Origin of the sequence: Pseudomonas sp. PAMC 25886, from assembly GCF_000242655.1 — a bacterium.
GTDB lineage: Bacteria > Pseudomonadota > Gammaproteobacteria > Pseudomonadales > Pseudomonadaceae > Aquipseudomonas.
Window position 1 is genome coordinate 21,270 of sequence record NZ_AHHC01000045.1, and the last position, 23,652, is coordinate 44,921.

At 59.0% G+C, this 23,652-nt stretch carries 19 protein-coding genes; 12 read left to right on the forward strand and 7 right to left on the reverse strand.

The window, feature by feature from the left end:
• Positions 1 to 109 precede the first annotated feature (109 nt).
• A complete protein-coding gene (locus MUM_RS0114185) occupies positions 110 to 490 on the reverse strand; it encodes a RidA family protein (protein ID WP_010170818.1) in 381 nt (126 codons plus the stop codon).
• A 120-nt stretch (positions 491 to 610) separates the two neighbouring features.
• On the reverse strand, positions 611 to 1,936 hold the full coding sequence (locus tag MUM_RS0114190; protein ID WP_010170821.1) for an OprD family porin: 1,326 nt from the start codon (positions 1,934 to 1,936) through the stop codon (positions 611 to 613).
• 582 nt (positions 1,937 to 2,518) lie between these two features.
• Here MUM_RS0114190 and MUM_RS0114195 point away from each other — a divergent pair.
• A complete protein-coding gene (locus MUM_RS0114195) occupies positions 2,519 to 3,460 on the forward strand; it encodes a cupin (RefSeq protein ID WP_010170823.1) in 942 nt (313 codons plus the stop codon).
• On the opposite strand, the gene MUM_RS0114200 is transcribed toward MUM_RS0114195, so the two are convergent.
• Entirely contained in the window at positions 3,453 to 4,358 is a 906-nt protein-coding gene (locus MUM_RS0114200; RefSeq protein WP_010170824.1) for a LysR family transcriptional regulator, read from the reverse strand. The two genes, MUM_RS0114195 and MUM_RS0114200, sit on opposite strands and share 8 nt — an antisense overlap.
• A 144-nt stretch (positions 4,359 to 4,502) precedes the next feature.
• Here MUM_RS0114200 and treS point away from each other — a divergent pair, with 144 nt between their 5' ends.
• The gene (gene treS, locus MUM_RS0114205; protein ID WP_010170825.1) at positions 4,503 to 6,569 is read left to right on the forward strand and encodes a maltose alpha-D-glucosyltransferase; all 2,067 of its coding nucleotides are present in this window, start codon (positions 4,503 to 4,505) and stop codon (positions 6,567 to 6,569) included.
• Here treS and MUM_RS0114210 read toward each other — a convergent pair.
• From MUM_RS0114210 to MUM_RS0114225, 4 genes are all read right to left on the reverse strand, one after another.
• Complete coding sequence (locus MUM_RS0114210; RefSeq protein ID WP_010170826.1) at positions 6,547 to 7,551, reverse strand: nucleoside hydrolase; 1,005 nt, start codon at positions 7,549 to 7,551, stop codon at positions 6,547 to 6,549. The genes treS and MUM_RS0114210 overlap by 23 nt on opposite strands.
• 14 nt (positions 7,552 to 7,565) lie before the next feature.
• A complete protein-coding gene (locus MUM_RS0114215; RefSeq protein ID WP_010170827.1) occupies positions 7,566 to 8,594 on the reverse strand; it encodes a LacI family DNA-binding transcriptional regulator in 1,029 nt (342 codons plus the stop codon).
• A 179-nt stretch (positions 8,595 to 8,773) separates the two neighbouring features.
• Positions 8,774 to 10,108, reverse strand: coding sequence for an OprD family outer membrane porin (locus tag MUM_RS0114220; RefSeq protein WP_010170828.1), 1,335 nt, complete (start codon positions 10,106 to 10,108; stop codon positions 8,774 to 8,776).
• Positions 10,109 to 10,225: 117 nt separating this feature from the next.
• The gene (locus MUM_RS0114225) at positions 10,226 to 11,611 is read right to left on the reverse strand and encodes an MFS transporter (protein ID WP_010170829.1); all 1,386 of its coding nucleotides are present in this window, start codon (positions 11,609 to 11,611) and stop codon (positions 10,226 to 10,228) included.
• A gap of 398 nt (positions 11,612 to 12,009) precedes the next feature.
• Between MUM_RS0114225 and fimA the strand changes: the two genes are divergently transcribed.
• From fimA to MUM_RS0114275, 10 genes are all read left to right on the forward strand, one after another.
• Complete coding sequence (gene fimA / locus MUM_RS0114230; RefSeq protein ID WP_010170830.1) at positions 12,010 to 12,555, forward strand: type 1 fimbrial major subunit FimA; 546 nt, start codon at positions 12,010 to 12,012, stop codon at positions 12,553 to 12,555.
• An 89-nt stretch (positions 12,556 to 12,644) separates the two neighbouring features.
• Entirely contained in the window at positions 12,645 to 13,334 is a 690-nt protein-coding gene (locus MUM_RS0114235; protein WP_010170832.1) for a fimbria/pilus periplasmic chaperone, read from the forward strand.
• Between the two features lie 51 nt (positions 13,335 to 13,385).
• Positions 13,386 to 15,974, forward strand: a complete 2,589-nt coding sequence (locus MUM_RS0114240) for a fimbrial biogenesis usher protein (RefSeq protein WP_029615889.1) — start codon at positions 13,386 to 13,388, stop codon at positions 15,972 to 15,974.
• Positions 15,975 to 15,996: 22 nt separating this feature from the next.
• On the forward strand, positions 15,997 to 16,521 hold the full coding sequence (locus tag MUM_RS0114245; protein WP_010170835.1) for a fimbrial protein: 525 nt from the start codon (positions 15,997 to 15,999) through the stop codon (positions 16,519 to 16,521).
• Positions 16,522 to 16,533: 12 nt separating this feature from the next.
• A complete protein-coding gene (locus MUM_RS0114250) occupies positions 16,534 to 17,037 on the forward strand; it encodes a fimbrial protein (RefSeq protein WP_010170836.1) in 504 nt (167 codons plus the stop codon).
• Between the two features lie 13 nt (positions 17,038 to 17,050).
• Positions 17,051 to 17,950, forward strand: coding sequence for a fimbrial protein (locus MUM_RS0114255; protein ID WP_010170837.1), 900 nt, complete (start codon positions 17,051 to 17,053; stop codon positions 17,948 to 17,950).
• Positions 17,951 to 18,114: 164 nt separating this feature from the next.
• On the forward strand, positions 18,115 to 19,287 hold the full coding sequence (locus MUM_RS0114260) for an EAL domain-containing response regulator (RefSeq protein WP_010170838.1): 1,173 nt from the start codon (positions 18,115 to 18,117) through the stop codon (positions 19,285 to 19,287).
• 157 nt (positions 19,288 to 19,444) lie between these two features.
• Positions 19,445 to 20,071 carry a response regulator transcription factor gene (locus tag MUM_RS0114265; protein ID WP_010170839.1) on the forward strand — a complete coding sequence of 209 codons (627 nt, stop codon included), beginning with the start codon at positions 19,445 to 19,447 and terminating at the stop codon, positions 20,069 to 20,071.
• The gene (locus MUM_RS0114270; RefSeq protein ID WP_010170840.1) at positions 20,071 to 22,221 is read left to right on the forward strand and encodes an ATP-binding protein; all 2,151 of its coding nucleotides are present in this window, start codon (positions 20,071 to 20,073) and stop codon (positions 22,219 to 22,221) included. The genes MUM_RS0114265 and MUM_RS0114270 overlap by 1 nt, the downstream gene beginning before the upstream one ends.
• A 171-nt stretch (positions 22,222 to 22,392) precedes the next feature.
• Positions 22,393 to 23,607 (forward strand): EAL domain-containing response regulator, encoded by a 1,215-nt coding sequence (locus tag MUM_RS0114275; RefSeq protein ID WP_010170842.1) that lies wholly within the window; start codon positions 22,393 to 22,395, stop codon positions 23,605 to 23,607.
• Positions 23,608 to 23,652: the final 45 nt, after the last annotated feature.

Below are 23,652 nucleotides of genomic sequence, written 5' to 3' on the forward strand. Positions count from 1 at the left end.
CTTGCCCGCGATGCAGGCACCACGGTGTATCCGTTACACCGAGGCGATCCCATCGCAGCCTCGCTGGGGCTCGACAGCTCCCACATTGGAGCGTCGACCCCCTTAGTCATCAGGCCTTGGCAGCCATCGCCGTGACTTCAACCCGCATGCCTTCCACCGCCAGGGCGGCCACGCCAACCGCTGCACGCACGGGCCAGGGCTTGGCGAAATAGCGTTTGTAGACTTCGTTGAAAGCAGCGCGATCGGCCATGTCGGTCAGATAAATGGTCAGGTGCATGACCCGGTCAATCGAGCTGCCGGCACGTTCCAGGGCCACCTTGAGGGCCTGCAGGGTGCATTCGCTTTGCAGGGTGATGTCGCCCAGTTCCAGGCTGCCGTCGGCGCGGGTGGGAATTTGCGTGGAGACGAGGATGCCGTTGAAGCCGATGACGTCGGAGGAGATGGAATCCGGATCGAGGTCGGGGGTGAAAGCGAGGTCGTGGTTGGCCATGAAGGTCTCGTTTTGCTGCAGAGTGAGGCCGCGCAGTTTAACGCCTCCAGCAGAACTGCCAACCCAAATAGCCGATCACCGTGCCAGCGACCGACGTCGCCGGCACGTCCCGGGAAGGGCTTACAGGATGCTGAACGGGTAATTGACGATCAGGCGCGTATCGTTGACGTCGCCGCCACTGCCCGACTCGGAACTGCCGGTGTGGTAGGCCTGGCGCAGGCGGAACGCGAGGTTTTTCGCCGGCCCGCTCTGGACCACGTACTTAACTTCTACGTCGGTTTCGTGCTCCTTGGCGCCGTCGCCGTAGGCGCCGAGATAGGCACTGTTGGCGGGGGTGTGGCTGCCGTCAATGTCGGAGCCGTTGATGTAGCGGCTCATGAAGCTAAGTCCCGGCACACCGTATGGCGCCATGTTCAAGTCGTACCGCAGGGCCCAGGAGGCTTCGCCTGGGCCGTTGAAGTCAGACCATTGCACCGAGTTGGCCAGCAGGATCGAGTCGCCGGCCGCGGCGGCGCCGTTGTCACCCGCGCCGATATAGTCGAACGGCTCATTGCCATCGATCTTCTGGAACGACAGCGTCAGCGTGTGGGCCTGCAGGAACGAATAGGCCGCCGCCAGCGAGTACGCCGTGGTGTTGATCGTGCCTGCATTGGCACTCCCGGTATCGAGGGTGCGGTACAGGTTGCCGTCCAGGGTCACCGACTGGCCATTGCTCAGGGGCATCACGTAATTGAGGTTGGTGTAGTACTGGCGCCAGACGTCCTGCAATTCGCCGGCGTACACCGTCGCGCTCAAGTCCGGGGTGAAGGTGTATTTGCCCCCGACAAAACTGGCACTCTTGGTCGCTACGTTGGCGTAGGTGGCAAAGATATCGTGCTCATGGTTGGTGGTATCGCCACCGTTGGTCGCGGTGAAGTGACCGGCTTCCAGGTTCAGGCCGGCGATTTCGTTGCTGGTCAGGTCAAAGCCTGTGGCGGTCTGGTCGAGCAACCCGACACCACCGACGGCAAACACCGGCGCAGTGGGCTGCATTTCACCGTATTTGAGCTGCGTCCTGGAGATCCGCAGTTTCAACGCACCACCCAGCGAGCCGTAGGTGTCCTGAGGGTCGCCGTTGCGATCAAGCGGCAGGTTGCCGGTGTTCGCGTATTTGCGCTGGGAGTCGAGTTTCAGCCCGCCGTAGGCATAGGCGTCGACGCCGAACCCGATAGTGCCCTGGGTGAAACCGGAGATGTAGTTGGCCATGACGCCTTGTGTCCAGTCACGCTGGTCGGCGCGGCCTTCTTCCCGGTTACGGTTCAAGTAGTAGTTGCGCGCGACGCCGGTGAGAGTGCTGCCATCGACAAAACCCTTGGCGTCTGCCTGATCCGTTACTGATTCTGCCAAAGCCACTTGGCTCAGGCTGCTGGAAATGACCAGCGCTAATAGGCTCCACTGTTTAACCATGGTTATAGCTACCCCGGATAGATTAATCGCTAATAGTTGCGTGCGCAGGTGCACGGCCTTATTTTTTATGGCGCATATAACTTTTGGGCAGGCGATATTAAGACGGGCATTCAAGCCGGGTTTCGCGTGTTGTAGTTTTAGCCGGGCACCCCCTGGCGGGCGGCGCTGGCCTTTGCGCGATGGGGGATTTTTAACCGGTTTGCGGTAAAGGACCAGTGAAGGGATGGTTAAACTCGATTAATTAAAATTCACTATACCGCTGCGCGTGCTGCTGTAGTTTTGGTCGTGTCTTAGCCGCTCTGCTTCGACAAAATCCTTTGGTTTGCCGCCGCAGTCTCTGCGGCGGATTTTTTTATGGGCGTTAGATGTATAAATTTTTAACCTGTTTATAAAGTGGCACTTTGATAGTTGGTTAATTCAAACTAAGCACCTGCGTAGAAGAACGGTTCACTTCTGCCCCATTTCGCACAACTGCTGTGCGAGGCGAGGGATTAATCCCGCGCGATTGAGTGCCTATAGTTCCATCACCGCCGCAACGTCCCACGAGGCGTCGCGAAGTCCAGCCGTAGATTGGTGATCATAATGAACCGTGAATTCAAGCCTGACGTGACCGATACCCAGCCCCTGCACCTGCTCGATGCCGAATACTTCGAATACAGCAAAGCCGCCAACCCCATCAGTGCCAACCTGATCACCCGCATTCCCTACCACAGCTTCCCGGCCTCGCTGTACGACAGCGGCCCGTCCCGGGTTGTGCCGCTGGACCTCAGCGAGGCACTGGGCTGCGAAGGCCCGGCCACCGGTCCGGGGCTGTGTGCGAACTTCATTCGCTTGAACGCCGGCGACACGCTGGACCTGCAACCCAACGCCACCTCACAGGTGTTTTATGTGATCGCGGGGCAGGGCAGTGTGGTTCAGGGTGAGCATCGGATCGAATGGTCCAAGGGGTGCTTCCTGGCGCTGCCGGGCCTGCAGCCGGCGCACTTCAGCGCAACAGAGGATGCGCGCCTGTACTACGTGCATGACGAACCACTGCTGCGTTATCTGGGCGTGACCCGCAGTGCCGACCGCTTCGTGCCAACGCTGTACCCGGCGGAGCTGGCCAACGCCAAGCTGCGTGAAGCCGCCGATGATCCCCGCGCCCAGGACCGCAGCCGCATCAGCATCCTGCTGGGCAATCGGCATTTCCCGCAAACCCGCACCGTAACCCATGTGCTGTGGGCGATGTACGGCATCCTGCCTGCCGGATCGATTCAAAAACCCCATCGGCACCAGTCGATTGCGCTGGACTTCATCATCGATTGCCCAAAGGGATGCTACTCGCTGGTGGGCACCGAGCTGGACGCCGACGGGCAGATCCGCAACCCGGTGCGGGTCGACTGGTCGCCGGGGCTGGCTTTTGTCACACCGCCGGGTTACTGGCATGCCCATTTCAACGAGTCCGACACCGAGGCGTTCCTGATTCCGATCCAGGACGCCGGGCTGCAAACCTACCTGCGCTCGCTGGATATCCGCTTCAGCTGACGCGCTTCCAGTGCGGTGTTTCGCCGAGTTGCTCGACGATAAAGTCGATGAAACACCGCACCTTGGAAGACACGATGCGCTTGGGTGGATAGACGAACCACACCGCCGATTCGCGGCCGGCGATCCGGATACTCCACTCAGGCAACCACACCACCAGCTCGCCGGCGTCAATGCGCTCGGCCACCAGCCAGTCGGGCAGCAAGGCAAACCCCAGGCCTTGCTGTACGGCGATCATCTGCGCGTCCAGGTCGTTGATCCGGAGGCAGTCTTTATGCACCAGCGGCGACACTTCAGGCCCGTTGGCGAAAGCAATCTCAGCCGCCCCCAGAATCCCGGGCAGTGCCGCCAGGTCGGCAGGTCTGCACGGTGCCGGGTGTTCCCGGCAAAACCCCGGGCTGGCCACCAGCCGGTAGTTTTCATCGCAAATCTTGCGGGCCTTCAACGTGGAATCCGCCAGGGTGCCAATTCGGATCGCCAGGTCCGCGCCGGCGTGGATCAGGTTGACGTGGCGGTCATCCAGCACCAGTTCCAGCTTGATCTGCGGGTAGCGGGCCAGGAACGCGTTCAAAGTGGGCAGCACATGGTGGCGGGCAAAGGCGGGCGGCAGGTTGAGCTTGAGCACGCCACGGGGCTGTTCGTTCAGCGCCGAGGTGGCCGCCTTGGCCTGCTCCAGTTCGTCCAGCACCCGGCGTGCGTGCATCAGGAAGGTCTGGCCGCCCTCGGTCAGGCGCAGCGTGCGGGTCGAGCGGTTGAACAGGGCGATGCCCAGGTCCTGCTCCAGGTCTTTCACGTAGCGTGAAACCGTAGACGCCTTGATGCCCAGCCGGTCGGCGGCGCGGGAGAAGTTATTCCCCTCGGCCGCTTCCACAAAGGCGGTTAACGCTGCGAAGTAGTCCACGTGCAGCCCTCGGTCTTGATGGTGGGTGACGGCCAATGCAACGAATGGCCGCTCAGGGCCTCATACAATAACCAACGGTGCGGCGATGCAAGCTCAAATGCAGGCGCCGGAATCGAATACTTAATGAGCGCAGGTGATCGATTTATGACGGATGCCGAGAAGAATCATGTGGCCTGGCTGGTGGAACAATCGATGCTGCACGCCGCTAAACAGCGGGCCAAACTCTACTCGGGGCAAGGCAGGCTGTGGCAACAGCCTTATGCACACACGCGGCCCCGTGATGCCTCAGCCCTGTCATCGGTGTGGTTCACGGCGTACCCGGCGTCTATCGTTACCCGCGAAAACGGCAGCGTGCTGGAGGCCCTGGGTGATGAAACCTTGTGGCATGCGCTGTCGAAAATCGGCATCCAGGGCATTCATAACGGCCCGCTGAAACGCTCGGGCGGCCTGACGGGCACCGAGCACACGCCGACCATTGACGGCAACTTTGACCGCATCAGCTTCGACATCGACCCGCAACTGGGCACAGAAGCGCAGCTTCAATCCCTGGCCCGCATGGCCGCCGCGCATAACGCGGTGATCATTGACGACGTGATTCCGTCCCACACCGGCAAGGGCGCGGACTTCCGCCTGGCCGAGATGGCCTACGAAGACTACCCCGGGCTCTACCACATGGTGGAAATCCGCGAGGAAGACTGGCCATTGCTGCCCGAGATTACCGAAGGTCGGGATGCACAGAACCTCAGCCCGACGCAGGTCGACGCCCTCAGAGACAAGCACTACATCGTCGGCCAGTTGCAGCGGGTGATTTTCTTCGAGCCCGGGGTCAAGGAAACCGACTGGAGCGCCACCGACGTGGTCATGGGCGTGGACGGCAAGCCCCGGCGCTGGGTGTACTTGCATTACTTCAAGGAAGGCCAACCGTCGCTGAACTGGCTGGACCCGACCTTCGCCGCGCAGCAGATGATCATTGGCGACGCACTGCACGCCATCGATGTGATGGGCGCGAAAATCCTGCGCCTGGACGCCAACGGATTCCTCGGCGTGGAGCGCAAACTCGAAGGTAACGCCTGGTCTGAAAGCCATCCGCTGTCCATCACCGGCAACCAATTGCTGGGCGGCGCGATTCGCAAGGCGGGCGGCTTCAGCTTCCAGGAGCTGAACCTGACGGTGGACGACATTGCCGCCATGTCCCACGGCGGCGCCGACCTGTCCTATGACTTCATCACCCGCCCGGCGTACCAGCACGCGCTGTTGATGGGGGACACCGAATTCCTGCGCCTGATGCTCCGGGAGATGCATACCCTCGGCATCGACCCTGGCTCACTGATCCATGCCTTGCAGAACCATGACGAACTGACCCTTGAGCTGGTGCACTTCTGGACGCTGCACGCCCATGACACCTACCTGTACCAGGGGCAGACCTTCCCCGGCGGCATCCTGCGCGAGCATATTCGCGAGCAGATGTACGAACGCCTGGCGGGCGAGCACGCGCCGTATAACCTGAAGTTCGTGACCAACGGGGTGTCCTGCACCACCGCCAGCATCATCACCGCGGCGCTCGGGATTCGCGACCTTGAGGCAATTACCCCCGCAGATATCCAGCAGATCCGCCAGATTCACTTGCTGCTGGTGATGTACAACGCAATGCAGCCCGGCGTGTTCGCACTCTCCGGATGGGACCTGGTCGGCGCACTGCCGTTGCCGGCAGAGGACGTTGCCCATTTGATGCTGGATGGAGACACACGCTGGATTCACCGCGGCGCCTACGACCTGGTAGACCTGAACCCGGACGCGCCGCAGTCCGCCGGGCACATGCCGCGCCCTAAAACCCTGTACGGCAGCCTGACCCGCCAGTTGACCGACCCGGAATCGTTTGCCTCCCAACTGCAAAGAATCCTCGCGGTGCGCCGTGCCTACGACATCGCCGCCAGTCGCCAGATCCTGGTGCCGGACGTGCAGCACCCGGGGCTGTTGATCATGGTTCACGAATTGCCGGCGGGCAAAGGCACCCAGATCACCGCGCTGAACTTCGGCTCCACCCCCATCACCGAAACCCTGCACCTGCCCGATATTGCGCCCGGGCCGGTGGTGGACATCATCAATGAGCGGGTAGAGGGTGATTTGACGCCCGAGGGGGACTTCACCATTACGCTGGATGCATATGAAGGCTTGGCGTTGCGGGTGGTCAGTAGCTCACCGATGCTTTGAGCGGCTGCATCGACAAGTACCGTTCGATGATTTCCAGCAGCAAGCGGTTGTCCACGGTCTGCAATACGTTCACCAGGCCAGTGGTAGGTGGTGTGATGCCAACGTCCAGCCGCAGTGGCAGCTTATAGCGCCAGGTTTTGCCCCGCGTACGGCCGGCGCGCAGTTCTACTTCCGTGTAGTACTGCGTGGCCGTGGCAACGCGCGGATCCAGCAACCAGGCAATCACTAGGGCGTCATGGACCCAGCAACCGGCCAGGCTGCGGGTGGCCATTGAATAGTCGATCCAGGGCCTGAACGTCTCGCAGATAAAACGGGCGAGGGGCGTATCGAGTTGCTGGATACGGTCCAGGTCGTGGTGCGTCATCAGGGTTTGCGTGGTGACGTCCAGGGGCACCAGGGTGATATTCGCGCCACAACCGAGGACACGGTCCGCCGCTTCCGGATCGAAGCCGAAGTTGGTGTCCTTGATGAAGTCATCCAGGGCGAAAACACCGCCCATGATCACGATTTGCCTGACCGCCTTGATCATGTCCGGGTAGCGTTCAATCGCCAGCGCCACGTTGGTCAGCGGCCCGATCGCCACCAGGGTGATTTCCCCGGGGTTCGCGCAAATCAACTGGCCTATGGCGTCGGCCGCTTCCTGCGGCGGGGCCTCGAAATTCAGGGGAGGGCGCACGCCATTCCATAAATGCGCGAGCTGGCGTTTATGGACGGTGTTGTCCAGCGCATCGCGCCAGGGCCCGCCGGGTTCCTGCAGTGCCTGGGTGCTGCCCCTGACCACGGGTAGCGAGCGGCCGGTTCGGGCCATCAGGTCTTTGGCGACGTTGTAACCCACGGCGCTGGGGGTGTTGCCTGCCACCGTGGTGACCAGTTCAAGCGACAGTTCGGGTGCAGCCAGTGCCAGCGCCAATGCCAGACCGTCGTCAACATTGGCGCCTGCAATCCCGTTTCCGGGATCGCAATCAATAATTAAACGTTTCATTTCACCTTCTTTTTTTAGACTCGCGGTGTTTGCACAGCGCCGCATCCGCAGGACTCACCAATCACCAGACGGTGAGAAAACTCTTGCAGCTTCACCTCGCCATTCCAGGCCAGCAGCATGGCAATGGCGGCTTTGGCCATCTCGCGCACGGGCTGGCACACGGTGGTCAGTGACGGCGCATAGAACGCCGACTCCTCGGTACCGTTAAAGCACACCAGGGCTACCTGTTCGGGGACTTTTATGCCGTGTTCCGACAGGGCCCGAATACAGCCGATGGCTTGCGCTTCGTTGGAGCAAAACAGCGCGCGGGCCGGGGGGCCGGCGGCCAACATGCGCTGCGTCGCGTCATACCCGCCTTGTCGTGTGTAGCTGGCGGGCAATATCCATTCGGCGCGTTCTTCAATGCCGGAGTCCGCCAGCGCGTCACGCCAGCCGTTCAAGCGGTCCTGGGCGTTGAGCATTTCCAGGGGGCCACAAATGATGCCTACCTCGCGGTAACCATGGCTCAGCAAATGTGCAGTGACTTGACGTGCAGCGCCGCGCTCGTCGACCCGCAGCATATTGACGGCCAGGCTGGGGTTGACCCGGTCGAGCATCACAAAAGGCGTGCCGCTGGCCTGGATCAGCTCGATATGCGGGTGGCGGTCGACGCTGGTGTAGAACAGGCCATCCACCCGCTGGCTCAGGAGGTTGTTGATCAGGTTCAGCTCACGCTTGCGGCAGTCACCGGAATCGCCCAGCAGGATGACCAGGCCGTTGTCCAATGCTTCCTGTTGCAGTGCATGGGCGAAGGAGGCGATGAAGGTATTCGAGATATTCGGCACAACCAGCCCATAGGTGCGGGTTTTGCCCGAGGCCAGTGCCTGGGCGACGCCATTGGGCCGGTAACCGGTGTGTTTTATGGCATCCAGGACACGCTGGCGTGTCGCCTTGGCGACGGGCCTTGGGCCGTCGTTGATCACATAGCTGACGACCGCGACCGAGGTTCCTGCTTCGCGGGCCACATCATCGCGTGTGGCCCGGGTGGGATACTGTTTTGTCAAAGCGACCTGCCATTTCCTGTGAGTCGATGGACACGCGGGCGGTACCCGGTAACAGGTCTACCCGCGTAGATGTTTACGGCAAGAGAAGGGGCTGAGATGGGCGGCATTATCACTGCTGGTTTATTTCAGTTTGATGACCTGTGTACGGCTTCGCTTAGACACCCGCAGCCCCGTCAGGGTCAGAAGATCGCGTAGGTGTAGCTGAAGATCACACGCGCCTGGTCCACCGCACCCACGTTGGGAATGCCGCTGCGGAAACTGCCTTCGCGCAACGAGGTGCCAAACCCTTTCAACGGACCGCTCTGCACCACGTAGTCGATGCGCATGTCACGTTCCCACTCCGAGTAGCGGCTGGCGCCGTCGACCGAGCGGATGTTGTCGCCATGCAGGTACAGCGCCGAGGCCGAGAGACCGGGCACGCCCAGCGCGGCGAAATCGTAGGAGTACTGGGCAAAGTTGGTGTTTTCGCCTGCACGGATGAACGAGTTATCCATCACGTCGGTAATCAGGTAGACGCTGGCGCCGCCGTTGCCTTCGCTGTTGCCGGCGCCGCCCACTACGTTGCCCTGGTTCAAGTACACGGTGCCGCCGGAGTCAGACACCTGCTGGCGGCCGAGCATGAATGCGTTGCCGCCCAGGTAGTAGGTGAACGCCGCACTCCAGGTGGTGTTATCCACTTTGCCCGGTTCGCTGGCGTAGCCGCCGTTGTTGTTGAAGAGGTAGCCGGTGGTGCCGTTTTTACCCTGGGATTTGCTGTTGAAGTAGCGCAGGTCGGTTTTAAAACGGGAGTTTTCACCCAGCGGCGTGGTGTTCAACAAGCCAAGGAAATCCTGGGTGTAATAGTCCTTCAGGTCGGCGCGGTAGTACTGCAGGGTGGTGGTGGGGGTGATTTTCCAGTCGGCGCCGGCGTAGGTGAATGAGTTGCTGTCCTGGGTGCCACCGACAATGGCCAACCCTGTGGAGTTGGAAGACGCACGCCCCGTGGAGCGGTTGAGTTGCCCGGCATTGATCGTCAGGTTATCGATGTCTTTGGACGTTACCGTCACGCCTTCAAAGGTTTGCGGCAGCAACCGGCCGTCGTTGGCCACCAGGATCGGCAGGTTAGGCTGCAGCGCGCTGCCGGCGTGGAACTCGGTCTTGGACACGCGAAGCTTGGCGTTGGCCCCGAGGCGGCTCCAGCTGTCCACCGGCGTGCCGTCCGAATCGACCGGTGCGAGTGAGTTCGAGGTGCTGGCAGTTGGGTGTTGGGTACCACCGGAAAGGTTGAATGCCTGCATGGCTTGAACGTCGAGACCGAAGCCGACCGTGCCTTGGGTAAACCCAGAGAGATAGTCGAGTTTGAAACCCTGGGTCAGTTCGTTCTGATCGACGCCCGGGGTGTTCGGGTTATCACTGCGAAGGTAAAAAGTGCGCGCGTTGACCGACGCCGTGCTGTCGTCGATAAAGCCTGCGGCCAGTGCTTGTTGCGCAAGGATACTGGTAGTCACTGCCAGTGCGAGGGTGGACCGTTTCATGTCAATGCTCCTATGGATTGCCGATTTACAGGCATGGCTTCGCCCGACTGGTGGTTGAACCGTCGTGCGGGTTTGCGCCTTTCTGCGAGGCGTCAGTGGTTTTTCAGGGGGATGAAACTAGATAGCATCTTCCAGCGCGTTGAGGTCGCGCCCACGGGTTTCCGGGGCGACAAAGGTCGTCACGAAACCGATCCCGGCCATGGCGACAAAGTACCCGGCAATCGCCCACCAGTGGCCGGTCCAGGTCAGCAGCGCGGCAGCCACCAGAGGCGCGGTACCGCCGGAGAGGATCGAGCCCAGCTCCTTGGCCAGGGCGAGTTTGGTGTAGCGGTTTTTTACGCCGAATATCTCGACGCTCCAGGCCGCCTGTACGCCGAAGATACCCAGGGAAGCGAGGCCCATGCCGACCACGATGGTGGTCATGACAATAGCCGGGTCGCGGGAATCCAGCAGCATGAACGCCGGGAAGGCGTAGAGCATCAGCAGCAGGCAGAAACAGCGGTACACGATGCGTCGACCGAACCGGTCAGACAGCCAGCCCGCCAAGGGGATGATCAAGAAGCCGAGGATCGACGCGATCAACACGGACTGGGTCGCGACAGATTTGTCCACCGCAAGCACCTTCACCACATAGCCGACGATAAACCCCTGGGCCAGGTAAGACGGGCCGTTCTCGCCAATGCGCAGGCCGACCATGGTCAGAAATGCCCGGCTGCCTTTCCAGAAACCAACCGGCTGTACAGGGGCAGTGAGGGCGTTATCGCGCTGCGCTTGCAATTGGGCCTTTCGAAGTTCGAACACCGGCGTTTCCCGCAGGTTGCGCCGCAGCCACAGGGCGGCCAGGGCAATCAGCGAACTGCACAGGAACGGAATGCGCCATCCCCAGTCCTGCAATTGCTGTTGATCCATTTGCACCACGGCCAGCCACACCAATGAAGCCAGCAAGGTCCCACTGTTGGAGCCCAGGGCAATCACCGAAGACACCAGGCCTCGTTGTTTGGCGGGCGCGAACTCGCCCAGCATCACCGTGCCTGCGGCCAATTCGGCGCCTGCACCAAAGCCCTGGGTAAAGCGCAGCAGTACCAGGCATGCCGGCGCCCAGATACCGATCGATGCATAGCTGGGGATCAAGCCGATCAACGTGGTGGAAGCACCCATCAACACGACGGTCGAAACCATGACCACCTTGCGGCCTTTACGATCACCCAACCACCCGAAGAACAGCGCGCCGATCGGCCGCGCCACAAAACCCACCGACCAGGTCGCGAAGGTGGAAAGCAACGCCATGGCAGGCGACACATTGGGGAAAAACACATCGCCGAAGATAAGGCCCGCCGCCAGGCCATACAGGGCGAAGTCTGCGTACTCCATTGCCGTGCCCAGCCAACAGGCGAGGGTGGCGCGATACAACTCCCGGCGTCCTTGCGGGGTTATCAAGCTTTCATCCGCTGCGCCCCATGCGATAGGCGCATCGGGTTGAGCAGCACTTGCAACTGTCGACATCAAAAAACTCCTGATCCAAGGAAGGCCCGGACATGACCATTGGGTGTGTTTGTTCTGCTTCTACAGCTATCTACGCGCGTAGATAACTGACCTTGAAAATCGGCCCGGGGTAAACCTCAAAGGCCGATGGTGGAGATCCTTGGGCGGATCTTAGGCAGGGTTGTATTGCAGTCGAATGACAGATGTGGCGGTGGATGCGTGCACGGCATCGCCAATGAAACGGCTCGGTGGAGGAAATTTCTCCGGCGTACGGAATTATCGCTCTAAACCCAAGAGGTTTCATAAAACCCGGCGGGAACCTGCTCCATTCTTATTCCTTAAAGAGCTACTTATAGTTCGGGTGCTTGAGTTGCCTTATACCAAGTACTGGAATCCCAAAAGATATGGAGTTTAGAGTTATGCGGAAAATTAATCTGATTAACAGCGTGATTGCAGCCTCACTGCTGTCTGTAGGCGTGGCTCACGCAGACATTACAACAGTCAATGGCGGCACCATTCACTTTCAGGGTGAAGTTGTTAACGCAGCTTGCGCAGTTGATACGGGCTCTACTGACCAGACCGTACAACTGGGCCAAGTGAGAACCGCGGCACTGAGCGCGGCCGGCCAGACCAGTACGGCTGTTGGTTTTAATATCCAGCTGAATGACTGCGATACCTCGGTTTCATCTCAAGCGTCTGTCGCGTTCACGGGTGTCACTGATCCCACCAATACCGAAGCGCTGGCCCTGGAAAGCTCTGCTGCCGGTGCTGCAACCAACGTCGGCGTTCAGGTTCTGGACCGCGTAGGCACCCCCCTGACATTTGACGGCGCCACGTTCAGCAACCCGTTGACCCTCAATGATGGCACCAACACCTTGCCGTTCCAGGCACGTTACATCGCAACGGGTGTAGCCACAGCGGGTACTGCCAACGCCAACGCGAACTTCAAAGTGCAATACCAGTAACCCGTAACTGACAAGGATGTGCTCAGGCCAGGAAGGCCTTCTTGATGTAATAAGTGTGTGTTCGCCAACAAGATTGACGTGAAAAAATCATGATAACCGCAAAGACAATTCCAACCCTGCTCGCATTGGCAGTGGCTGTTCTCGCCAGCCCCGCGGAAGCGGGCGTGGCCCTCGGTGCAACGCGCGTTATTTACCCTGCAGATCAGAAACAAACAGCGCTGGGATTAAGTAACAACAATAACAAGGACACCTTTCTTATCCAGTCCTGGGTTGAGAACAGTGAAGGCAAGAAAGACGGTCGGTTTGTCATTACACCGCCCTTGTTTGTGATGCAGGGGAAAAAGGACAACACGCTGCGTATTGTCGATGCCAGCAACAGTAGCCTGGCGAAAGACCGGGAAAGTTTATTCTGGATCAACGTCAAGGCCATTCCGTCTGTAGACAAGGCCCAACAGAAAGACAATACGCTGCAACTGGCAATCACCAGCCGGATAAAACTGCTGTATCGCCCACGGGATCTGAGTATTTCCCCGGAAGACGCACCGGCAAAGTTGACCTTCAAGCGCAGTGGGAAAACCCTGCTCATTACCAATCCCAGCCCTTACTTCCTGACCATCACGGAACTTGCTGCCGGTACTCGGACGCTGGAGAACGCGATGGCGCCGCCTATGGGCTCCGTGACAGTGGGCCTGCCTGGGGACACGGCCGGGGCGATCAGCTATCGAACCATCAACGACTACGGTGCGCTGACGCCAGTGATGAAAGGAACCGAGCAGTAAATAGTGTTGAGCGAATCAATCCCGGGTTATGGAGCTGGCGGTAACACACACATGAAAAATGGAACCTGGGAGTCAGCACGTAAAAGATCACTGTTATCACCCTTGGCGTTGGTTCTCGTAGTCCCCTTTTATTCGGCGCGTGCAGACAACTATTTCAACCCGCGATTCCTTGCCGATGACCCTGCATCAGTGGCGGATCTCTCTGCCTTTGAAAAAGGCCTGGAGGCGCCTCCCGGCACCTACCGTGTGGACATCTACATGAACGATGGCTACATGGCGACCCGGGACGTTACCTTCGCCAAAAGCCCCGATGGGCAGAAGCTGGAACCGTGCCTGACCCGCGCTCAACTCGCGTCCTTCGGCATCAACACGTTAGCCGTGCCCGAGATCATGGCCATGAAGAGCACGGCGTGTGTGCCGTTTACGCGACTCATCAACGACGCCACCAGCACATTCGACGTTGGCCTGCAGCGCCTTTCCCTCAGCGTTCCCCAGGCACTCATGGGCAGCCAGGCGCGCGGGTACATTGCGCCGGAACTATGGGATGACGGCATTACCGCGGGCTTGCTCAATTACAACTACACCGGCAGCGAAGTGCGCAGCGAAGAAGGCGGGACGTCGAGCTATTCGTACCTCAGCCTGCAAAGCGGGATCAACCTCGGCGCCTGGCGCTTGAGGGACACCACGACGTGGATCTACAGCCACGGCGCGGGGACGGAAGAAAACCAGTGGCAGCACACCAACACCTATCTGGAGCGAGGCATTTCCTCCTGGCACAGTCGATTGACCCTGGGCGACGGCTATACCGCAGGCGACATCTTCGATGGCATCAATTACCGGGGCGCTCAAATTGCGTCGGACGACAACATGCTCCCGGACAGCCAACGAGGGTTTGCACCGGTTGTACGCGGGATCGCCCGAAGCACGGCCAAGGTGTCGGTGAAACAGAATGGGTATGAAATCTACCAGACCACCGTGCCTCCCGGTGCTTTCACCCTCAATGACATCTACGCGCCAGGCACCAGCGGCGACTTGCAGGTCACGGTGGTGGAGGCGAACGGTTCAACACAGACGTTCACAGTGCCTTATTCGTCAGTGCCGATGCTGGAGCGTGAAGGCCACGTGAAGTACTCGCTGACGGCGGGGCAATACCGCAGCGGCAATGCACAGCAAGACACACCGGAGTTTCTCCAGGGCGCGGCATTCTGGGGTTTGCCCCATGACTGGACGGCCTTCGGAGGCACGCAGTTCTCGAACAATTACCGCGCCGTCGACATTGGTCTGGGCAAGAACCTGGGCGACCTCGGCGCGATATCGGCCGACCTGACCGAGGCCCATGCGACGTTGCCTGACGGCACTGAGCACCAGGGGCAGTCCCTGCGGTTTCTTTACAATAAATCCATCAATCAGTGGGGGACCAACCTGCAACTGCTGGGCTATCGCTATTCGACGAAAAATTTCTACACCCTGGCTGACACGGCCTGGAGCCGCATGAGCGGCTTCACGGTGGTCAACCAGGATCAATCTGTTCAGATAACGCCGCAAATCACCGATTTCTACAACCTCAACTACAGCAAGCGGGGTCGCTTCCAGGCCACCTTGACGCAACAGATGGGCAAGACATCCACGCTGTATTTAACCGGGAGCCAGCAGAGCTATTGGGGAACCGGGCAGTCGGATGAGCAACTCCAGGTCGGGTACAACAGCACATTCGAAGACATCAGTTGGGGGGTGAACTACAGCCTGACAAAGAGCGCCTGGGCCGATAACAAAGACCAGTTACTGGCCATCAATATCAGTATTCCGTTCAGCCACTGGATGCGTTCAGACAGTCATTCGTCCTTTAAAAACACCAACGTCAGCATGAATGCATCCAGTGATTTAAAAGGGCGGGACACCAGCACGGCAGGGCTTTATGGCACGTTGCTTGACGATCACAACCTCAGCTATAGCGTCCAGACGGGATACGCCACGGGCGGGCACCAAGAGGCATCGAAAACCGGCAACACCTCGCTGAACTACCGTGGGCCCTATGGCAATGCCAACCTCGGCTACAGCACCAGTGACGACTATAGCCAGGTGTATTACGGCGTCAGCGGTGGGGTGTTGGCGCACGCGGATGGCGTGACCTTCAGCCAGCCGTTGAACGACACCATGGTGCTGATAAAAGCACCGGGGGCAGATCATGTCGCCATCGAAAACCAGACCGGTATACGCACAGACTGGCGCGGATACGCCGTGCTGCCCTATGCGGTGGACTATCGCGAAAACCGCATCGCCCTGAACACGGATTCCCTGGCCAACAACATTGAGTTGGAAGACCCCATATCAAGCGTCGTGCCGACGCGTGGGGCGGTGGTGCGCGCCGACTTCAAGGCCCGCGTGGGGATGAAAGTCCTGATGACGCTGACCCACAACGACAAGCCCGTACCGTTCGGTTCAGTCGCGTCTTATGGCGAGGGCCAGGCCGGGAGCATTGTTGCAGACGGTGGGCAGGTCTATCTGACCGGGCTGTCACCCACCGGGCAAATCAACGTGAAGTGGGGGGAGGGTGCGCAGGATCACTGCCGCGCAACGTACAGCCTGCCCGCCGACAGCCAGGCGCAGGCCTTGAGTTATGCCTCGGCGGCGTGCCGGTAATCGAAACAGGAATGTGCCACCCATGAAAAAGTACCTTTGTGTCCTGGGCCTGATGCCGTGCTTCGCCAGTCACTCTTATGCAGCCGACACCAGCATTTCCATCACGGGTTACCTTAAAGACAATACCTGTTCGGTGTCGGTCGACTCCAAAGGGTTCACCGTGGATTTGATGAGCAACGCGGCCAAACAACTTAACCGAGTGGGGGCGACGACTGTTCCTGTGCCCTTCAAGATCGTCTTTGATAAATGCGGCAGCTCAACGACCGGGGTCAGGATTATCTACGGTGGAACATCAGACGAAGACAACAACACACTGTTGAAAATTGGCGCGGGCACTAATGCCGCCAGTGGTCTGGGTATACAGATACTGGACAGTGACAAACAGCCAATCCCTCTAAACGCCGCGCCCCAATCCCTTAGTTGGTCCCCTCTGATCGCGGGCCAATCCAATACCCTGAATTTTTATGCGTGCCTGATGGCGACACGTTCCCCGGTGACAGCGGGGGTCGTGAATGCAACTGCCGATTTTACCCTTGAGTTTCAATGAAGGAGGCTGGGAATGAACGGTATAAAGGCGGCCCTGCTGGCAGGGTTACTACTGACTGCCGGGATCATGAACGCCGATGCGGCAGACGTGACCATCACGGTCAACGGGCGAGTGGTAGCCCACCCTTGTACGGTCTCAACCCCGCCGGCAGCCGTGGTGCTGGGGGACCTGTACGCTTCTGATTTCAGTCAGGCGGGGGCAAGCTCTGCCTGGTACCCGGTGACGCTGGGCCTGACGGACTGCCCGGTGGGCACATCCAGAGTCACCGCCACCTTTACAGGCACTGCGGACAACACGGGTTATTACCAAAACCAGGGGAATGCGCTCAATCTTCAGTTGGAGTTGCAGGATACCAGCGGCAAAAATTTGAATAATGGAAACTCCACCAGTGTCCAGGTCAATGAGTCAACACAGTCAGCCAGCGTGTCGCTGCAAGTCCGTGCGTTATCCGTTAATGGCAATGCAACGCAAGGCAGCATTCAGGCCCTGATTAACGTGACCTATACATACTCCTAGTAAGGTGTGGAAGATGAAGATAAAAATCAGCGCCCTGTTCGTGCTGTTACTCACCTTGGGACTTTCAACCAGTGCCAATGCTTTTTTGTGCTATGTGAACGGAGTTATTAGTGTCGATGGCGGTGGCGGCAATAACGTCTATGTCAACCTCGATCCGTCCGTTCAAATAGGCCAAAACATCGTAGTTCACCTGGGCAACAGCATCAGCTGTATGAACGAGGACCCGGCTCACTTTCTAGACCCTATAAGGATTATTTCCGGCCAATACACCGGACCGCTCAATAATCTTGCTGGCAGCATAAGCTATTACGGGGCGTCGTATGGCTTCCCTATTAACACACCCACGATTACGGTCAACCATACATGGGGCACACCCATGCCATGGAATACCATACTGTATTTAAAAATTATCGGCAGTGGCGCCTCGGGAATCACGGTCAACGCGGGGCAGATGCTGGCCAGACTCACCATGGAGAAGGTTGACTCCGTTCCCTACCAAATCATTACCTGGAATATTTACGCCAATAACACCGTGGTTGTTCCCACGGGTGGCTGCGATGTCTCCTCACGCAATGTGACCGTAACCCTTCCTGATTACCCGGGATCAGCCGCAGTGCCATTGAACGTGCACTGTGCGCAAAACCAGAACCTGTCCTATTTCCTGACGGGTCCGACCACCGACAGCGCCAACACCACCTTTAGCAATACGGCTTCCGCGTCTCCCGCCTCCGGTATTGGCGTGCAGCTGTCAAACGCCAGCGGCGTGATCGCGACCAACCACAATATTTCGCTGGGCTCGGTCGGCGTCAGCCCCGTAGAGCTAGGGATGACGGCGTCCTATGCCCGCACCGGTGGGCAGGTCGTCGCAGGAAATGTGCAGTCCGTTATCGGTGTCACCTTCGTTTATCAATAGACGCCTCCAACAGGTCGGGGCATCCGCCAAGGCTTCACGTTCAACCAATAAAAGCCTTCTGCCATCTCCTCGGAAATTTCCCTGCGATATGCAGGAAAACGGCTTTCGTAATTCGCCAATAAAGACGGCAGCATGGCGGCAACGAAAACAGGGTCTGTACCAACATGATTTCTTTACGAATTCTCGTACTTGAGGATCGCCTGCCACGTCGCAAAGCCATTGCTCAGGCCTTGACGGTGCTGGGCGTGCGTGCGGTTTTCCAGGCGGGGGAATGTGAAAAAGCCCTGGACCTGATCACCCGTGCAGAAGGCGTGGACATCGTTATCTGCGACTTGAGCAACGAGAAGCTCGGCTATTTTGACTTCCTGATGCTCGCGGGCCGGGCACGCCTGGTGAATGCGCTGATTTTAGGCGCGACCCTTGAACCTCAGTTCTTACGGGCAGTGGAGTGCATCAATCAGTTTTCACAGCTCAAGTTGATTGGTGTGATGGGCGTTGTCGCGCCCGTGCAAGACCTGAGCACGATCCTGCGTGATTACATCAAGCACAAAACCTTTTCACCGTTGTTGGTCACGGATTCCTTCAAGTTGCCTACCGAGCCCGAGGTCAGAAATGGCCTTGAGGCGCGGGAGTTCAAGGCGTGGTTCCAGCCCAAGTTCGACTTGCGGACCGGCGCCCTGTGCGGCGTGGAAGCGTTGGCGCGTTGGGAGCACCCAACCCGTGGGTTGCTGCTGCCCGGTGAGTTTCTGCCAGCGGTGCTGGCGTACGACCTGATCGACGACATGTTCAAGCAGGTGTTTGCCCAAGGCCTTGACCTGCTGGTTGCCCTGCGAGGCCGCAATATTACGCTGCAGGTTGCGTTCAATTTGCATGCGTCGCAATTGGCCCGTTTTGATTTGGCGCTGTACATCGAAAACGCATTGATTGAGCACGATCTTCCAGGCTCGGCATTGATGTTCGAGTTGGCCGAAAACGGCCTGCTGGATATGCCAGTGGCCACCCAGAAAAGTTTGCTGTGTTTGCGCCTGCTGGGGTGTGGCCTGTCGATCGATGATTTTGGCACCGGTTTTTCTTCGTTGACGTTGCTGTGCCAGCTGCCTTTCCAGGAGTTGAAACTCGACAGTTCGGTGGTGCAGGATTTATCCGACCTGCACAGCAAGGCCATGATGATCAGCACGATTGCGTTGGCCCGCGCGCTTGAGATCAGCCTGGTGATCGAAGGTGTCAGCAGCCAGGAAATACGCGACCAGGCCCTCGCCATGGGTGGAACCTTTGCACAAGGTTTTCACCTGGCCAAACCCATGAGTGCACGCCGCTTGAAAGAGTGGCTGGAATGACACAGCCGATCTGAAAATGACAACGCGCGAAGGGCAAAAATAACCCGCATTGTTCAGGTGCGGTTGGACTAGACTCTGCCGGTGTAGTCGCTTGCCTCCCTCTACGCCTTCTCGTTTCGTGGTCTGTGTCCAGATAAACACAATAAGTGAGATAGATATGCGCAAGGCGCTGGTAGTGGACGACCACCCGATAGTTCGGGCGACGGTCAAAATGGTCTTGAAACAGGAAGGTTTCGAAACAGTAGTAGAGGCGGGCGACGGTGCCGACGCTGTGCAACAGGCGCGTCAGGAGACGCCGGACCTGGTAGTGCTGGATATTTCGATGCCCAAGCTCGACGGCCTGGAAGTCATCCGGCGCATTATCGACCTGAATATCGCCACGCGAATTCTGGTCCTCACGTCCCTGGAAGCCGGGCTGTACCTCAAGCGTTGCATGAGCGCGGGCGCTGCCGGTTTTATCTCGAAGATCGACGACTTGGACGACCTGCGTCGCGCCGTCAAAGTGCTGATGTCCGGCTACACGTACTTCCCCAACCTGGCAATTGGTTCGGTTCGGCGCAGTGACGTCGAAATGAATGAAGCGCGGGTGATCGAAAACCTGTCGGATCGCGAGCTGGTGATCCTCAAGCATCTTGCGCAGGGGCGCAGTAACAAGGAAATCGGCGACTCGATGCTGCTCAGCAATAAAACCATCAGCACTTACAAGACGCGTTTGTTGGAGCGCTTTGAAGTGACGTCAGTCGTGTCACTTTCGGAAGTGGCCAAGCGCAACAGTATTATCTGATGAAGGCCGCCAAAACGATTGTTGCCGCGTTGCTGATCGCCGGGGTGCCATTACTGGCGCGGGCGGAACCGCACATTGCCGGCACGCCCGATTTCGAACTCGACATGGTGGTGCGCACCCAGGGTCAATCCACGCTCTATTGGGGTATGGCGCTGGCAGGGCTGGGTTCTATCCTCTGTTGGAACCTTGGGGTGCTGCTGTGGCGGCGCAAGGCCGATGACCCGCGTCGGGTCCTGGCGACATTTGTCGCCAACATGCGCGAGATGATCGATAACGTCCCGCGGCCGGTGTTCATTCGCGACCATGAGGGCCGCCTGGTCGCGTGCAACAACAGCTACCTGGATTTCCTGGCCATGGACCTCAACCAGGTCCTGGGCAAGCCCATCACCGAACTGCAACTGATGCCGTTGTCTGAATCCCGGCAATACCACGAGCATTACCTCAGGGTTGTGCGCGAGGGTGTCCCGCTGATTGGCAGCGGCAGCCTCGTCGCGCCGTACGGGGAAACGCTGGCGCTGTTCTACTGGATTTTCCCCTGCTTCAATGCTCGCGGGCGGGCGGTCGGGGTGATTGCGGGATGGGTGGATGTCAGTGACCGCGAACAGTTGATGATTCAGTTGAAGGCCTCACAAAAAGAGGCCGACGACGCCAACAACGCGAAGACTTTGTTCCTGGCAACCATGAGCCATGAAATTCGTACGCCCATGAACGCCGTGCTGGGCATGCTCGAAATGGCCAGCAAACGGGCCGAACAAGGCATTATCGATCGGGTGTCACTGGACATCGCCTCCAGCGCCGCCAACAGCCTGGTGGATTTGCTGGGTGACATCCTGGATATCGTGCGCATTGAGTCCGGCCAACTCACCCTGGCGCCGAAAAGAGCCAACCTGTATGACGAGGTGCTCAAGGTCGCCCGTATCTTTGATGGCGTCGCGCAGCAGAAATTTCTCGAACTGCAGATTGATCTCGACCCCCAGGCGGACTGTGAAGTGCTGGTCGACGCCATGCGGGTCAAGCAGGTGTTGTCGAACCTGTTGAGTAACGCGATCAAGTTTACCGTCAGAGGCCAGGTACGGTTTTTTCTGCGCTGCACCCCGGTGGTGGATGGCTCCGAGCTGGACCTGACATTGAGCGTCATCGACACCGGCATTGGCATCTCGCCAGAGGACCAGGCCCTGTTGTTCAGCCCCTTCACCCAGGTCGGCCAGCCGGCTGAGGCGATGCGTACGGGGTCGGGACTGGGCCTGGCCATTTCTCGCACGCTGTGCGAAATGATGGGCGGGCGCTTGACCTTGTCGAGTGAGCTGGGGCGGGGCACCCGCATCGACGTGAGCTTGCGCCTGCCGGTGCTTGAAAACCTAGCCCCGACCACCCACGACTCAGTCTCGCCGGTGCTTCGAGCGAAGCGCCTGAGTGTGCTGGTGGTGGACGATTACCCGGCAAACCGTTTGCTGCTGTCCCAACAGCTGACGTACCTGGGGCATGACGTCGCCGACGCGGAGGATGGTGCACACGGCCTCAGGGCATGGCGCCAGGGTACGTATGACGTGGTGATCACCGACAGTCACATGCCGATCATGAACGGCTACGAGCTGTCCCGCGCCATCCGCGACGAAGAACAGCGCAAAGGCTCGAAACCCTGCGTCATCGTCGGCCTGACCGCCAATGCCCAGCCCGAGGAAAAACAGCGGTGCCTGAATGCCGGCATGGACGACTGCCTGTTCAAGCCCATCCGGCTCAGGGAGCTGAGTGCCCGGATGTCCATCATCGAGCCATTGGCACATCCCCATGAAGCGCCCTTGGCCATGGTGGGGCAGGGGATCAATCTCGACCTGACCTCACTGATCCAGTTGGCCCGGGGCGACGAGGACTCGGTCAGCACCATTACCAAGAACCTGGCGCTCAGCCTGGAAGAGGACATGTGCGTGCTGATGCAATGCTACGCAAACATGGACATCGAAGGCCTTGCCACGCTGGCACACCGGATAAAGGGCGGCGGGCGGATTGTCGGCGCACAGAACGTGCTGATTCGTTGTGCGCAGCTGGAAACGGCCTGTGAGGAGGCGGAGCCCGGCGAAGTGACCGCCGCCACCCTGGCCCTGGAGCAAGCCATGCTTGCACTGAAAGCGGCCTTGATCGCCTTGCCGTGAACCCCCGGGGCCAAGGGCCCTTGGGTCAGCCTTCGGACGTTTCCTGTTCGTGTCGGAAATTTCCGTTTGGCACACGGAGTTTTTCCAGAGGCCATTAGGACCAATCCTAAATACACAGCAGGGGTGGGGCGCAATAATTTACCGGTCCCCATCACCTGTGTAAGAACCGCCATGTCTTTCCTACCGATACGCGTTCTGGTTATCGAAGAACAGCCTTTCAAACGACTGATCGCAACGAGCGTTTTTCAGGATCTCGGTTGTGAAGACGTCACAGCGGTTGCCGACGGTGCTGCCGCGCTGGAGGTACTGGCGCTTAACGGTCCGGTGGACATCGTGTTGTGCAGTTTGAAACTGCAATGCACCCAAGGGCTGTCGCTGATCGAGGACCTCAGTCATGGCGGGCTGCTCAAGGCGCTGATCATTTGCAGTGTTTACCCGGCGAACCTGCACGGCGCCCTGGATCGTATGCTGTCGATGCACGGTGTGAAGGTGTTGGGGTATGTCGATACGCCCGTACGGGCCAGTGAGATAGGCCCCATGGTGGCCGGTTTCCTGGAGTCGCTGGCCGTGCGAAGAACGGACGTTTCAAGCTCCCTCAATCTGAAATGGTTCACCCAGTCCGCCTTGAAAAAGGCAATTCAGGAGAATGAATTCAGGGCGTTTTTCCAGCCAAAATTCAATTTGGTCACCGGCGCGGTGGACAGCATGGAAGCCTTGGCGCGGTGGGACAACCCAAGCTATGGATTGTTGTCACCGGCTGATTTCCTGCCCTTGCTGAACAGCTTCTACCTGATGGACGAGTTGTTTTTCGCCCTGTTTGAACAGGGCTTGATGGTGTGGCAGGAAGTCCTGGCCACCGGACGGCAGATGAATCTCGCCTTTAACCTGCAGGCGGAGCAATTCAGCAACCCGCAATTGGTCGCAGGTATCAGCGGGTTGATTGAACGTTATCAGGTACCGGCGTCCTGCCTGACCTTTGAAATTACCGAAAGCGGTTTGCTCGAAACTTCCCCGGCGGTGCTGGAGAGCCTGATCCGTTTGCGGATGATGGGCTCCGGGTTGTCCATCGACGATTTTGGCGTGGGGTTCTCATCGTTGGAGCGCCTGTGCCAGTTGCCCTTTACCGAGATAAAACTCGACGGCAGCTTCGTTCAGGACCTCGATACCAACGCCGCCAATCGCGCCATTGTCAGCAGCACCCTCGCGCTGGGTGAGGCGCTGAACATGTCGGTGGTGGTGGAGGGTGTCGAAACCGAAAAACAGCGCCAGTCATTGATCAAGCTGGGCTGTGTGCACGCTCAAGGTTATCTCTGTGCGCGGCCCATGAGCGCCAATCGGCTGCTGTTGTGGCTGGACTCGCAGCGCGCGTCGATCAACAACGTTTGAATACAGGCCATCAGTGCGGCTGAATGCTTACTGGGTGTTCAGTTT